Origin of the sequence: Enterococcus asini ATCC 700915 (assembly GCF_000407365.1) — a bacterium.
Taxonomy (GTDB): Bacteria; Bacillota; Bacilli; order Lactobacillales; family Enterococcaceae; genus Enterococcus_C; species Enterococcus_C asini.
On record NZ_ASVU01000001.1, the window covers coordinates 226,524 to 239,766 of the forward strand.

The window sequence follows — 13,243 nt, forward strand, 5'->3', positions numbered from 1 at the left end:
TTGCATAATGTTCGTCTTTTCACTAAGTAATACTAGAATTTTATTTCCAAAAGTCATCAAAAACACTAATTGGCAAATGACGTTTGTGCTGAGTTTTCTGCCACCAATTTTCAATGATTTCTTTGGCAGCCGTAGAAACAGTCTTGCCTTCTAGGTAGTCATCGATTTCGTCATAGGTCACACCTAGCGCTACTTCATCGGCAACTAGTGGCTTGTCATCTTCTAAGTCCGCCGTAGGAATCTTCGTGTACAACTCCGCTGGGGCACCTAAAGTAGCCAAGAGTTGCTTGCCTTGCCGTTTGTTCAAGCGGAACAGTGGCAAAATGTCTGCCCCACCATCCCCAAACTTCGTAAAGAAGCCCGTGATGTTTTCCGCCGCATGGTCGGTCCCAATCACGGCGCCAGCCTCGGCCCCGGCAATGGCGTATTGGGTGATCATCCGTTGGCGCGCTTTGATATTGCCTTTATTAAAGTCGGAAATCGCAACCCCGGCTTCTTTTAAGGCTAGTACTTGTCCGTCCACCGCTGCTTTAATATTTACCGCAAGACTGACATCGGGTTCGATAAAGGCCAAGGCTTTTTGGGCATCGGCTTCGTCTGCTTGACTGCCATAGGGCAAGCGCACAGCGATGAAGCGGTAGTCTGCGTCACCGGTTTCTTCCCGTAATTCATTGATTGCCAATTGCGCTAAACGTCCGGCTAAGGTGGAATCTTGTCCACCGGAAATCCCTAAGACTAAGCTTTTCAAAAAAGGATATTTCAATAAGTAGGCTTTAAGAAAGTCGATACTCACGCGAATTTCTTTTTCCGGATCAATCACCGGTTTCACCCCTAGTTGTGCGATAATTTCACTTTGTAAACTCACAGTTCATTATCCCCTTTCTCTTTGGAAGCTGCCACCCGCTTGCGGACCTTGTTCATAATAGCCATCTTATGGTTCCAGCACTCCGTCGACAAGTCTACTGGGTATTGTTGTGGATTTAGATCCCGTTTGTACTCTTCCCACAAGGAGTTCAAGCTATCTTGCGCATAGTGCTTGATTTCTTCTAATTCCGGTAAGTCGTAAACCAACTGGCCATTTTCATAAATCGCCGTCAGGACTGGCCGCGCTTCAAAGTTCCGGATGGTTTTATTGATAAAGGTATGCACTGGATGGAACATAAAGAGTTCCTCTTCTGTCCGGGGGTCTTCATCCCACAAGGTGATATAATCCCCTTCTGATTTGCCATCGGATTTGCGGTTAATGCGCCAAACTTGCTTTTTCCCTGGGGTACTGACCTTTTCGGCGTTGCTGGAAAGCTTAATCGTATCTTCCATGACGCCTTCATCGTTTTCAATGGAAACGAGCTTGTAAACTGCTCCTAGGGCCGGTTGGTCGTAAGCGGTAATCAACTTCGTCCCTACGCCCCAAACATCGATTTTGGCTTTTTGCATCTTCAAGCTGAGAATCGTGTTTTCGTCTAGGTCATTGGACGCATAGACTTTTGCTTCGGTAAAACCGGCTTCGTCCAATTGTTCCCGCACGCGTTTGGAAATGTAAGCCATATCCCCAGAATCGATACGGACGCCTAAGAAATTGATCTTGTCGCCCATTTCTTTGGCCACACGAATCGCCGTAGGAACACCGAGTTTCAACGTATCGTACGTATCCACCAAGAACACACAGTCCTTATGAGTCTTGGCATAAGCCATAAAGGCATCGTAGTCGTTACCGTAAGATTGAACTAATGAGTGAGCATGGGTACCACTTGCTGGAATACCAAAGACTTTCCCCGCTCGGACGTTACTAGTAGCATCGGCGCCTCCAATGTAAGCCGCCCGGGTGCCCCAAAAGGCCGCATCCATTTCTTGCGCACGACGAGAACCAAATTCTAGTAAAGGATCGTCCCCAATCACAGATTTAATCCGCGCTGCTTTCGTGGCAATCAAAGTTTGGAAGTTGACCATATTTAACAAAGCCGTTTCGATTAATTGTGCTTGGCCTAAAGGACCTTCCACTTGCACGATGGGTTCATTGGCAAAGACCAAATCCCCTTCTTTGGCGGAACGCACGGAACATTTGAATTCAAAGTCTGCCAAGTATTGTAGGAATTCCTCAGGATAGCCTCCCACTTCTCGCAAATAATCCAAGTCGCTTTGACTGAATTTCAATTCTTCTAAATAGTGAACTAAGCGCTCCAAGCCGGCAAAAATCGCATAGCCGTGCTGGAAAGGCATCTCCCGAAAGTAGCATTCAAAAACCGCATTGCGATCGGCTCTGCCTAGTTCCCAGTAAGTTTGCATCATATTGATTTGATAGAGATCCGTGTGTAGTGTTAGACTATCATCCGGATAATGTTTCATGTCAATACTCCTCTCCGCCGCGATTTTCTCGCAGCCTTGTACTCGCCTTTTATTATAGCAAAAAAGCGTCAGAATTAGCGAAAAAAGCAGCTTTCGCAGAAGAAAAGCCTCTGAAAGCTTTCATTTTTCTCATCAAAAAGAAAAAACCCGTCAAAATTGACGGGTTTAGTCATTGTCCTTATTCTTCGTTAGCTTGCGACGCTAGACTCAGCAGCGTCCATGGAAACAACCACGATGTCTTTTCTGGCTTGGCTAAAGGTAACGCCGGCATCGATCATTCGTTGTTTCATCTTCACGTCCACCTGTACGTGATCCCGATCTGTATGCAATAGACGGTGAATCGCAGTATCCACTTCACTGCGCTTGATTTTTTTCTTTGTATCGAGCATGACCAAGTAAATCTTTTCGTAAGTGTCCACGTAAATGATTTGTACTCGGTCTAATGTATAGAGTTTGTAGTATTTGATACACGTGTGATCAAATAAAAATTTTGTAATGTTTGGATAGAATGTTTCTAGGTTTAAGTTGCGATTAATTGGTGATTCGATTAACTTCATGGCATGACCTTCCTTTTTTTTGATTTTTTGAAAACGGTTATTTTATAATAATAGTATAACATAAAACTTTGAAAAAAGATTGTATTTTTGTTGACCTTTACCCAACGTTAACCTGTAGACTAAGCTTGTCATTGAGAAAGGAAGAACCAGATGGAATACACAGTCAACCAACTAGCTGCCCTATCCGGGGTCACCAAACGCACCTTGCGCTATTACGATCAACAAGGACTCCTGCCACCCAAACGGATTAGTTCCGCCGGCTATCGAATCTATGGTCCCGCGCAAGTGGATCGCCTGCAGCAGATTTTGTTTTTAAAACAATTTGGCCTTAAGCTAGAAGAAATCAAAGAGATCGTGACGAAGCCGGACTTTGACATCACCCCTCTTTTGGAAAGACAGCGCCTGGTTTTGACCCAACAAATGACCCAAATCAAAGGCCAGCTCCAACATTTGGAGCAGACATTGGCCTATTACAAAGGAGTAGAAAACATGAGTGATACAGAAAAATTTGAAGCCTTTAAAGCCGCAAAAATCGCCCAAAACGAAGAACAATACGGCACGGAAATCCGCCAACGTTACGGCGATGAAGCCGTGGATCGTTCCAATGAAAAATGGCAGCACTTAACCAAAGAACAATACGAAACGATGCAAGCCGCGGAAACTCGCCTTTTTGCCAATCTGGAAGCATTGCTAAAACAGGGCACGCCCCTAGACTTAGACTCGGCACAAGCTAAAGAAGCCTTCTTGGCTCACCGGGAATGGCTGTCCACCACCGCCCCTTTTTACAATGAAGCCTATCATCGGATGTTAGGAGAGATGTATGTGGCCGACGAACGCTTTACTGCTTATTACAATGACCGCACTAGCCAGCCTTCTGCCAACTTATTGAAAGAGATCATCTTCCATTACACCAAAGTAGACGAAAAATAAGAAAAACGTGGCCAGTAGTATCTCCCCACGTGAAACAACAAAAGACGGCTTCCTCCCAATTAATACTTTGGGAAGGAAGCCGTCTTTTTCGTATGAAAAATTTCACTGCATTAAGAAGCCAAATTTGGTAGCCACATTACCAATTGTGGGAAGTAGGTGATGGCTAGTAAAACTAGCATAATTGCAATGTAGAATGGTACTAAAGGCCGCAGCATTTTCTCGGCTTTGACCCCGCCGACACTGGCCCCCACGTACAAACCTGAGCCCACTGGTGGTGTGATAGAACCCACACAGAGATTCATAATGGCAAACAAGCCGAAGTGCACCGGATCGACGCCTACGCTAGTAACCACTGGTAGGAAAATTGGCGTGAAGATCATGATCGCCGGACCTACGTCCATAAACATTCCTACGACTAACAAGACCAAGTTGACCATTAACAAAATGATGTACTTATTAGAAGTCAACCCTAAAATCGCCGCACTGATTGCTTGAGGAATCCCGGTAAAGGCCATGGCAAAGGACATCATGGAACTTGTGGCCAATAAGAACGCGATAGTCCCGGTAGTCAGAACAGCATCTCGTAACATCGTCGGAATGTCTTTTACCGTAACTGTTTTGTAGAAAAACATCGCAATGATTAAGGAGTAGGCTACCGCAATGGCAGAAGCCTCGATTGCGGTAAACAAGCCGGACAAGATGCCGCCAATGATAATAACAATCAACATAACACTGGGTAGTGCCTCTTTTAAGACCGTCCCCACTGAACCTAATTCACTGCGGTCAATGGTTTTGTAGTGGTGTTTTTTCGCATGAAGAAACGCGACAATCATGATACTCAAAGCCCATAAAGCCCCTACTAGATAGCCTCCTAGAAACAAGGAAGAAATCGAAGCCCCACCGGCAACTAAAGAGTACATGATAAAGGCCGTACTGGGAGGAATCACCATGCCAGTAGGTGCAGAAGCGATATTCGCCGCTGTGGCGAATTTTCGATCATAGCCCGCTTTCACTTGTTGAGGAATCAAGACCCCACCGATTGCCGTGGAAGCCGCAATCGCAGAACTCGACATGGACCCAAACAAGGCATTCCCCAAAATATTTGTATGGGCCAAACCACCGGGTACCCGACCGACAAACAACATGGCAAAGTTCACTAGCTTCTCCGCAATGCCCCCACCATTCATAATAATCCCGGAAAGGACAAAGAACGGAATAGCTACTAGCGAAAAACTGTTTAAACTGGACACCATCTTTTGAGCAGAAGTGAAGACCGCAATATCAAAAGGAACTACCAACAATAATGTACAAATCGAGGAAGCCGCCACACTAATGGCAATGGGCATCCCCAAAATCAATAAAATGGCAAAAACTACAAATAAAATTAACCCTGCTTCTAACGCCATTATGAAACCTCCTCTTTTTCCATTTCGATTTCTTGGTGTTCATCGAATAAGTTCAGCAAACTATAAATAAACATGAATACACCAGCAACAGGCACGGCTAAATACACATAGCCCATGGAAAGAGACAAGGAAGGTGACACTTGGCCCATGGTTACCGTAACGGCTTTCCAACCACCAAAGATCATAATGACTGCCGCAAAGATCAAGAACAAAACTTGTACCACGATTTCCAATAAACGTTTTTTTGAGCCGGTCAGATTGTCACTGAGCATGGTCACTGCCAAGTGGCTCTTTTTGCCTACCACATAAGCCGAAGCCAGCATGGACAACCACACCAAACCAAAACGCACGAATTCTTCGGTGACCGTATTCGGGTTATTCAACACCGTTCGGGTGAAGACTTGGTACAAAACGACTAAGATCATAATGGCTAACAACGCCGAACAAAATACTTCTAAACACTTGTCTAACACTTTTCGGATCGTTTTCATAAGGCCCTCCTACTCTGACTCGCCGACTAAACTACGAATTTCCTGATACAATTCACTGTAGTTTTCGTCGTTTTTAAACTGTTCGTGCAATGGTTGTACCGCTGCTAAGAATTCCGTGGTGTCTAAATCGTTGTAAACCACACCGTATTCTTTTTCAGCAATGGCTTTTTCTTCTTCCACTGCATCTTTAAAGACGGCTTTTTCAAACTCCGTGGATTCCTTAGCGGCTGCCAAAACGGCCTCATACTGCTCATCAGTTAAACGTTCTTTCACCTCAGAGTTCATGATGACAATATCCGGCACCCGAGTATGCTCATCGTAAGAGTAATATTTTGCAACGCCCCCGTGGCCGGCTGTATACAACACAAACTCATTATTTTCGGCCCCATTGATCAGATTGGACTGCAAAGACGTGTAAACTTCCGAACTGCCCATAGGTACCGGGGATGCGCCTAATAATTCCACCATTTTTATAGCGGTTTCACTTTGCATTACACGAATTTTCTTCCCTTTTAAATCGGCTAGAGAATTCACCGGACCGTCTGTCATGTAGAAACTCCGCTGACCGGAATCATAGTACGTAATCCCCACAAAGCCCAACTCTTCCGTGGAATTGTAGATTTCATCAGTGATTGCTTTATTTTCCATGACTTCAAAAAAGTGCTCTTCACTGTCAAACAAATACGGTACCGAAAAGATCGAGTAGTCTTTGGAAAATCCTTCTAAAGCGGAGCCACTGACTTTGGTAAAATCAATCCCCCCGGTTTGCGTTAATTCGATTAACTCCGTTTCGCTACCGAGCTGGCCATCTGGGAAATACTCCACCGTCACCTGACCATCCGTCTTCTCTTCCACCAGACGACCAAATTCCACCATGGAATCGATGACCGGCTGACTATTGCTGGCATAAGCGTAGCGTAATACGATTTGTTCTTCAGATGATGCTTCTGTCGTACCACAGCCGCTTAAGACAACCAAACCCATGGCTGAAAGAAGTAAACCAGATAGTAGTTGTTTTTTCATTACATTTCCTCCTTAGCAATCCTATCCATATCAAAAGCTGATCTTCTGTTGGACAAGTTTTGCAAACAATGCTTCTCATCAATAGGACATCCTAAAACAAAACATTTTTCAGAAAACTATCAAAAGCGTTTACATTGTTCAACTTGACCATAGTTTAACAAGTTATCCTCATCAAATAAATAGCATTAATTGACCAAAAACTACCAAAAATTGCTAATTGTAGCGTTTTACTTTGAATTTAAGCTAAAAAAGATAGTTATTCAAAAATCAGTCGCGGTATTTTGTGAAAGAATATGAAATTTCCACAAAACGGTTTTCAAAAAATAATCCTCCCCCATTTTTTACTAGCTTGATTCACAATCTGGCAAAAAAAGCAAAAAAGAGACAAAAACTTCTTACTAATAACCAGTAAGAAGTTTTTGTCTTAATTTAGAAGAATCCGTTATTATTCTTGCCAAAAATATTTTGAAAACAGCAGTAATACGGGGAAAATTTCCAATCGTCCTGCCAACATAGTAAAAGCCAATGTGTATTTAGACAGAGCTGTCAAATCGCCAAAGTTTTTCATAGGACCAACCCCATTAAACCCTGGTCCCACATTATTAATCGTCGTAGCTACTGCAGAAAAAGTCGTATGAAAATCTAGATTTTCTAAAGAAACAACCAATAAAGCACCACAAAATACCAAAGCATACAAAAGCAGATAACTGTGAATATTGTTTAGCGTTCTAGCCGTCACTGTAGCTCCTTCAAAATCCACTGTAACCACTCCATGTGGATGAAGCATACGTTTAATTTCTTTTAATCCGCTTTTAGCCACCATAACAATTCGAGAAACTTTGATTCCGCCTCCTGTAGAACCTGCACTTGCCCCAACAAACATTAGCAAGAGTAATACGTTTTGGGCAAACATCGGCCATTGATCATAATCCGTGGTAGCAAATCCTGTAGTAGTAATAATCGAAGCCACCTGAAAAACCGCATAACGAAAAGCTTCCCCCATTGAACCATAGAGTCTGCGAATATTCACTGTGAGTAATACGGTGCTAGTGGCAATAATGCCTAAATACCAACGCAATTCTTCATTCTTCAGAACAAGCCAGCCCCGACCTAGAGCTGCCAAATAAATAAGATTAAAATTAATACCAAAGATAATCATAAAAACAGTTAAGACACCCTCGATGTAAGGACTATGATAGCCGATGATACCGGCGTTACTCATAGTAAAGCCACCTGTTCCCGCAGTAGAAAAAGTCGTCAGTAGACTGTCAAACAGTGGCATTCCTCCAACTAATAATAACAAGACTTCAATCAAAGTTAATGCACCATAAAGAATATACAATATTTGGGCCGTCACTTGAGCTTTTGAGACTAATTTGCCCACAATGGGACCAGGCATCTCTGCTTTCAAGATATGCATCGTTCGCCCAGAGGTTAAAGGGATGAAGGCTACTGTAAACACGAGAATGCCCATGCCGCCCACCCAATGGGTAAAGCTTCGCCAAAAAAGACTTGCATGACTCAATTGATCAATATCACTTAAGACAGTTGCTCCGGTGGTAGTAAAGCCTGAGACAATTTCAAAAAAAGCATCCACGAAATGGGGGATTTCCCCAGAAAACACTAACGGTAACGCGCCAAAGACAGCCATTAAAAACCAACTAATCCCCACAATGAAGAGGCCTTCTTTAATAAAGAAGTCCTTATCCCGAGGAGCACTGCGACTAATCAAGCTACCTAACACCAATAAAAGAAGGGCGATTACTCCGTAAATTCTAGTTACTTGCTCTTGGTAAATCAAAGAAACGATAACCGGCAAAAGTAGTAAGATTCCCTCCACTTGAAGAATTTTACCAATGATGTAAAAAATCATTTTCTTATTCATAACTAACGAGATCCTTCAAGAATCATTTCCAACGATTGGATTTTTTGATTTTTAGCAACAATAATCACATGGTCCCCAGGCAAAATCTTCGTCTCACCATCTGGTACCAAGGTCCGCTTCCCTCGGGAAATGGCTGCAATCAAAACGTTGTCTTTGGTTGCCACCAATTTCAAAGGACGATAACAAAAAGAAGTCTGTTCCGTTGCAAGAAACTCTAGCGCCTCCACTTGATCTTGGATTAACTTGTACATCCTTTTTACTCCCAATTCCTCTTCTTGTAAATCCTTTGCCCGGACATAGCTCAATATTTGATTGGCCACAATCCGTTTTGGTGAGACAACACTGTCAATCATCAACTGCTCCAAGACTGTAGCAAAATCCATGCGTGTCACTTTGGCAATGGTTTTACTAACTTGTTGTTGCTTGGCATACAATGACATAACAATATTTTCCTCATCAAAACCGGTGAGCGCTACAAAAGCATCCATTCGGCTCAAGCCTTCTTCTTTCAACACAAGCTCATCACTGCCATCTGACTGGATAATCGTCAAATGAGGGAATTTTTCTGATAACTCCCGTGCTCTTTTGGGATTATTTTCGATGATTTTCACACTTAATCCCAGTTTTGTTAGTTGAATCGCCAAATAGTAAGCAATTCTACCTCCACCAACAATCATCACGCGATTGATTTTCTGTTCAAACAGGTGAATATCTTGGCAAAACTTGACAAGTTTATCGTGTTGCCCTACTACATAAATCCGGTCATTTTCCTGTAAGATTACATTACCATCTGGGATGATAATCTCTCCTTGGCGACTAATGACACAGACCAAAACTTTTGCTTTCGAAACTTTGGGCAAACGAAACAGTGGTAATCCCACTAAAGAACTCCCTAGCGTCACACGAAACTCGGCTAACTCTATGCGGCCATTAACAAACGTATCGACTTTGACTGCAGCCGGAAACAAAATCATCCGACGAATCTCATAGGCTGCTTCTAATTCCGGGTTTACAATCATCGATAGCCCCATGGTTTTCTTCATAAAATCACGTTGCTCCAAATATTCCGGATTACGCACACGTACAATACAATCTACCGCACCTATTTGCTTGGCTAATAAACCAGCTAGTAAATTTAGCTCGTCGGATTCAGTGACAGCAATGAACACATCACATTCGGCCACTTCTGCTTCTTCTAATATCTTGAAGGTAGCCCCGTTACCGGTTATTCCAAAAACATCATAGCGCTCTACTAAACGCTCTACCTTGTCTGCTTCTCTATCGATAACCAACAGATCGTGACCTTCTTCGGTTAGCTGAGCTGTCAGCGTTACGCCAACTTTCCCTGCTCCCAAAATTACGATTCTCACACACTTCGCCTCAATATCTTTATCAATTTTAAATTGACTGTAACATATTTCGAAGAAGAGGACTAGCTTTCATAATAGATAATTGTTCGTTTGTCATTTATTTACTATCTTCTCCATTATTTCTAGTCAGTACCGGCTTTGACAAACAAAAAAACTTGTTCGCAAAGATTGCTCCTTGCGAACAAGTTTAAATGTATGCTTGGCTTACATCATGCCCATGCCAGGATCCATTGCTGGAGCAGCTGGTACGTTTGGTTCAGGTTTGTCTGCCACTACCGCTTCAGTGGTTAGCAACAAAGCAGCAACGGAAGCAGCGTTTTGCAGAGCAGAGCGGGCAACTTTAGTAGGATCCACGATACCGGCTTCCACCATGTTGACCCATTCGCCGTTTGCAGCATTGAAGCCAATGCCGAATTCCGCATTCTTCAATTTATCGATGATCACGGAACCTTCGTAACCGGCATTTTCAGCGATTTGACGAACTGGTTCTTCCAAAGCCCGTTGCACGATCTTAATCCCGGTAGCTTCATCGCCTTCAGCTTCCAAAGCAGAAACTGCATCGATTACGTTTACTAAGGCAGTTCCCCCACCGGAAACCATACCTTCTTCGACTGCGGCACGAGTAGCGTTCAAGGCGTCTTCAATACGCAATTTCATTTCTTTTAGTTCGGTTTCAGTTGGTGCGCCGACTTTGATTACGGCTACCCCACCAGCTAATTTTGCCAAACGTTCTTGTAATTTTTCTCGGTCAAAATCAGAAGTCGTTTCGCCGATTTGGTTTTTAATCAATTGAACCCGTGCTTGGATGGCATCCGTAGAACCGGCACCTTCCACAACAGTGGTGTTGTCCTTGTCGACTACAACTTTGCTTGCTTGACCCAAGCTTTCAATCGTTGCATCTTTCAATTCCAAACCAAGATCTTCTGTAATCACAGTTGCGCCAGTTAAGATGGCAATGTCTTCCAACATCGCTTTCCGACGATCCCCAAAGCCTGGTGCTTTAACTGCTACTACGTTGAAAGTACCCCGGATTTTATTCAGAACCAAGGTAGGCAATGCTTCCCCGTCCACATCGTCAGCGATGATTAACAATGGTTTTGATTGTTGTAAGATTTGTTCCAACAATGGCAAGATATCTTGGATGTTGGAGATTTTCTTGTCGGTAATCAAGATGTAAGGATTGTCCAAGACAGCTTCCATCTTGTCGTTGTCGGTTACCATGTATTGAGACAAGTAGCCACGATCGAATTGCATCCCTTCGACTACGTCTAATTCAGTTTCGATCCCTTTTGATTCTTCAATGGTGATAACACCGTCATTGCCAACTTTTTCCATCGCATCGGCAATGTATTGACCGACTTCAGCAGAACCGGAAGAAACGGCACCTACTTGAGCGATGGCTTCTTTAGAGTCAACCACTGTTGAGTTTTTGTGCAAGCCTTCTACAGCAGCTTTTGTTGCCAATTCAATCCCGCGACGAATGCCTAGAGGATTTGCCCCAGCGGTAACGTTTTTCAAGCCTTCCCGAACGATTGCTTGAGTCAAAACAGTTGCGGTAGTTGTACCATCACCAGCAATATCATTGGTTTTAGAAGCAACTTCAGAAACTAGTTTTGCCCCCATGTTTTCAAAGTGATCTTCTAATTCGATTTCTTTGGCAATGGTTACCCCATCGTTAGTAATCAATGGTGAACCATAGGATTTTTCCAAAACAACATTCCGTCCTTTTGGCCCTAAGGTTACTTTGACGGTATCCGCTAACTTATCTACCCCACGAAGCATCGCTGCCCGGGCATCTTCTGCAAATTTGATTTCTTTTGCCATAATTTCTTCACCTCATAATGTATTCTGTGTTGCGTTTTATTCCACGATAGCCATGATATCTTTGCCGTTGACGATAAGATATTCTTGGCCTTCAAATTTCACTTCTGAACCAGCGTATTTTTCAAACATCACTTGGTCCCCGACTTTGACTGACAATTCGGCTTTTTCACCGTTTTCCAAAGTCCGTCCTTCGCCTACTGCAACGACTTCACCAATTTGTGGTTTTTCTTGTGCTGATGATGCCAGTACAATGCCACCAATCGTTTTTTCTTCTTCTTTTGCGACTTGGATAATCACGCGGTCGCCTAATGGTTTTAACACAATGAATCCCTCCAATAGTTTTTTCGTTTGCTTTTCAAGCTATTAGCACTCGACGATTAAGAGTGCTAACTCACAAGACTTATGATACTCATTTTTAACAGGCTTGGCAAGTTTTTTAGTCGAATTACTCACAAAAAACTCATGAAGATTTTGTGAACTTTCCCGCAGCACAAAAAAAGACCCACAATGCGTAGTAGCATTGCAAGTCTTTTCTTTTCGATATTGTTAAATAGCAAAAAGTTCTGTGGCGTAATTTGGATCCGTATCATAGATTTCAAAGTCTTCCCCCACGCCTAGATCGTGTTCTTTCAAAGTATTCACCATAGTCAAATGAGCCAGTTCTTTCATATTGTTTTCCTTACTCAAATGCCCTAGATAAATCCGCTTGGTGTTATTACCAATTACATCGGTAATCACCAACGCTCCATCGTCATTGGACAAGTGACCCCGATCCCCTAAAATCCGCTGTTTCAAGCTCCAAGGGTAAGGTCCCATGCGTAACATTTCCAAATCGTGGTTGCTTTCTACTAAGTAAGCGTCCGCGTCTCGGATAATTCCCCGCACGTGATCGGAACAATAGCCCGTGTCTGTCAACATGACAAAGGACTTGCCATCTTTATGGAAACGATAAAACTGAGGTGCCGCCGCATCGTGGGAAACCCCAAAGCTTTCGATATCCAAATCTCCAAAAGTTAAGACTTTGCCCATTTCGAAAATTTGCTTTTGTTCCACTGGTACATTACCAATCATACCGTCCATGGCTTCCCAAGTTTTTTCATTGGCATAAATGTCCAAGTGATACTTCCGAGCCATGACCCCTACACCGTGAATGTGATCCCGGTGTTCATGAGTGACTAAAATTGCATCTAAGTCTTCTGGGCGCCGATCTACTTCTGCCAATAAAGACGTAATCTTTTTACCGGAAAGGCCGGCATCCACTAAAATTCGTTTCTTGGGACTTTCTATATATAGGGTGTTTCCGGAACTACCACTGGCTAAGATACTAACATTAAAGGCGTTGTTTGCCATTTTGAAACTTCCCTCCTGATTCCAAGGCAGTCGATTCACTACCTCTAGGAGCCCTTGCTCCGTC

General features: G+C 43.2%; 12 protein-coding genes. 1 reads left to right on the forward strand and 11 read right to left on the reverse strand.

Annotation, left to right across the window (positions count from 1 at the left end; all coding sequences use genetic code 11):
* Nucleotides 1–40: 40 nt before the first annotated feature.
* The 3 genes from nadE to I579_RS01175 all read right to left on the reverse strand — a co-directional run bounded on the left by nadE (nt 41) and on the right by I579_RS01175 (nt 2,900).
* Entirely contained in the window at nt 41–865 is an 825-nt protein-coding gene (nadE, locus tag I579_RS01165) for an ammonia-dependent NAD(+) synthetase (RefSeq protein ID WP_010753034.1), read from the reverse strand.
* Complete coding sequence (locus I579_RS01170; RefSeq protein ID WP_010753033.1) at nt 862–2,343, reverse strand: nicotinate phosphoribosyltransferase; 1,482 nt, start codon at nt 2,341–2,343, stop codon at nt 862–864. Before I579_RS01170 ends, nadE begins: the two co-directional genes overlap by 4 nt.
* A 188-nt stretch (nt 2,344–2,531) precedes the next feature.
* Nucleotides 2,532–2,900, reverse strand: a complete 369-nt coding sequence (locus I579_RS01175; protein WP_010753032.1) for a DUF1827 family protein — start codon at nt 2,898–2,900, stop codon at nt 2,532–2,534.
* Nucleotides 2,901–3,050: 150 nt separating this feature from the next.
* On the opposite strand from I579_RS01175, the gene I579_RS01180 reads away from it, so the two are divergent.
* On the forward strand, nt 3,051–3,830 hold the full coding sequence (locus tag I579_RS01180; protein ID WP_010753031.1) for a MerR family transcriptional regulator: 780 nt from the start codon (nt 3,051–3,053) through the stop codon (nt 3,828–3,830).
* A 110-nt stretch (nt 3,831–3,940) separates the two neighbouring features.
* On the opposite strand, the gene I579_RS01185 is transcribed toward I579_RS01180, so the two are convergent.
* The 8 genes from I579_RS01185 to I579_RS01220 form a co-directional block, all read right to left on the reverse strand.
* The gene (locus tag I579_RS01185) at nt 3,941–5,236 is read right to left on the reverse strand and encodes a TRAP transporter large permease (RefSeq protein WP_010753030.1); all 1,296 of its coding nucleotides are present in this window, start codon (nt 5,234–5,236) and stop codon (nt 3,941–3,943) included.
* A complete protein-coding gene (locus I579_RS01190) occupies nt 5,236–5,727 on the reverse strand; it encodes a TRAP transporter small permease (protein ID WP_010753029.1) in 492 nt (163 codons plus the stop codon). The genes I579_RS01185 and I579_RS01190 overlap by 1 nt, the downstream gene beginning before the upstream one ends.
* A gap of 9 nt (nt 5,728–5,736) precedes the next feature.
* Nucleotides 5,737–6,750 carry a TRAP transporter substrate-binding protein gene (locus I579_RS01195; protein WP_010753028.1) on the reverse strand — a complete coding sequence of 338 codons (1,014 nt, stop codon included), beginning with the start codon at nt 6,748–6,750 and terminating at the stop codon, nt 5,737–5,739.
* 445 nt (nt 6,751–7,195) lie between these two features.
* Entirely contained in the window at nt 7,196–8,635 is a 1,440-nt protein-coding gene (locus I579_RS01200) for a TrkH family potassium uptake protein (RefSeq protein ID WP_010753027.1), read from the reverse strand.
* 2 nt (nt 8,636–8,637) lie between these two features.
* A complete protein-coding gene (gene trkA, locus I579_RS01205; RefSeq protein ID WP_010753026.1) occupies nt 8,638–10,005 on the reverse strand; it encodes a Trk system potassium transporter TrkA in 1,368 nt (455 codons plus the stop codon).
* Nucleotides 10,006–10,209: 204 nt separating this feature from the next.
* Nucleotides 10,210–11,829: a chaperonin GroEL gene (gene groL / locus I579_RS01210; RefSeq protein WP_010753025.1), complete on the reverse strand. Its 1,620-nt coding sequence runs from the start codon at nt 11,827–11,829 to the stop codon at nt 10,210–10,212.
* Between the two features lie 36 nt (nt 11,830–11,865).
* Nucleotides 11,866–12,150 carry a co-chaperone GroES gene (gene groES / locus I579_RS01215; RefSeq protein WP_010753024.1) on the reverse strand — a complete coding sequence of 95 codons (285 nt, stop codon included), beginning with the start codon at nt 12,148–12,150 and terminating at the stop codon, nt 11,866–11,868.
* A gap of 225 nt (nt 12,151–12,375) precedes the next feature.
* Entirely contained in the window at nt 12,376–13,179 is an 804-nt protein-coding gene (locus tag I579_RS01220) for an MBL fold metallo-hydrolase (protein ID WP_010753023.1), read from the reverse strand.
* Nucleotides 13,180–13,243 lie beyond the last annotated feature (64 nt).

Excerpts from the sequence above, each read along its gene's own strand:
- I579_RS01175 (WP_010753032.1), bottom strand. The coding sequence starts at position 2,900 with ATGAAGTTAATCGAATCACCAATTAATCGCAACTTAAACCTAGAAACA.
- I579_RS01195 (WP_010753028.1), bottom strand. The coding sequence starts at position 6,750 with ATGAAAAAACAACTACTATCTGGTTTACTTCTTTCAGCCATGGGTTTG.
- I579_RS01200 (WP_010753027.1), bottom strand. The coding sequence starts at position 8,635 with ATGAATAAGAAAATGATTTTTTACATCATTGGTAAAATTCTTCAAGTG.
- I579_RS01180 (WP_010753031.1), top strand. The coding sequence starts at position 3,051 with ATGGAATACACAGTCAACCAACTAGCTGCCCTATCCGGGGTCACCAAA.
- I579_RS01220 (WP_010753023.1), bottom strand. The coding sequence starts at position 13,179 with ATGGCAAACAACGCCTTTAATGTTAGTATCTTAGCCAGTGGTAGTTCC.
- I579_RS01185 (WP_010753030.1), bottom strand. The coding sequence starts at position 5,236 with ATGGCGTTAGAAGCAGGGTTAATTTTATTTGTAGTTTTTGCCATTTTA.
- I579_RS01190 (WP_010753029.1), bottom strand. The coding sequence starts at position 5,727 with ATGAAAACGATCCGAAAAGTGTTAGACAAGTGTTTAGAAGTATTTTGT.
- I579_RS01170 (WP_010753033.1), bottom strand. The coding sequence starts at position 2,343 with ATGAAACATTATCCGGATGATAGTCTAACACTACACACGGATCTCTAT.
- groL (WP_010753025.1), bottom strand. The coding sequence starts at position 11,829 with ATGGCAAAAGAAATCAAATTTGCAGAAGATGCCCGGGCAGCGATGCTT.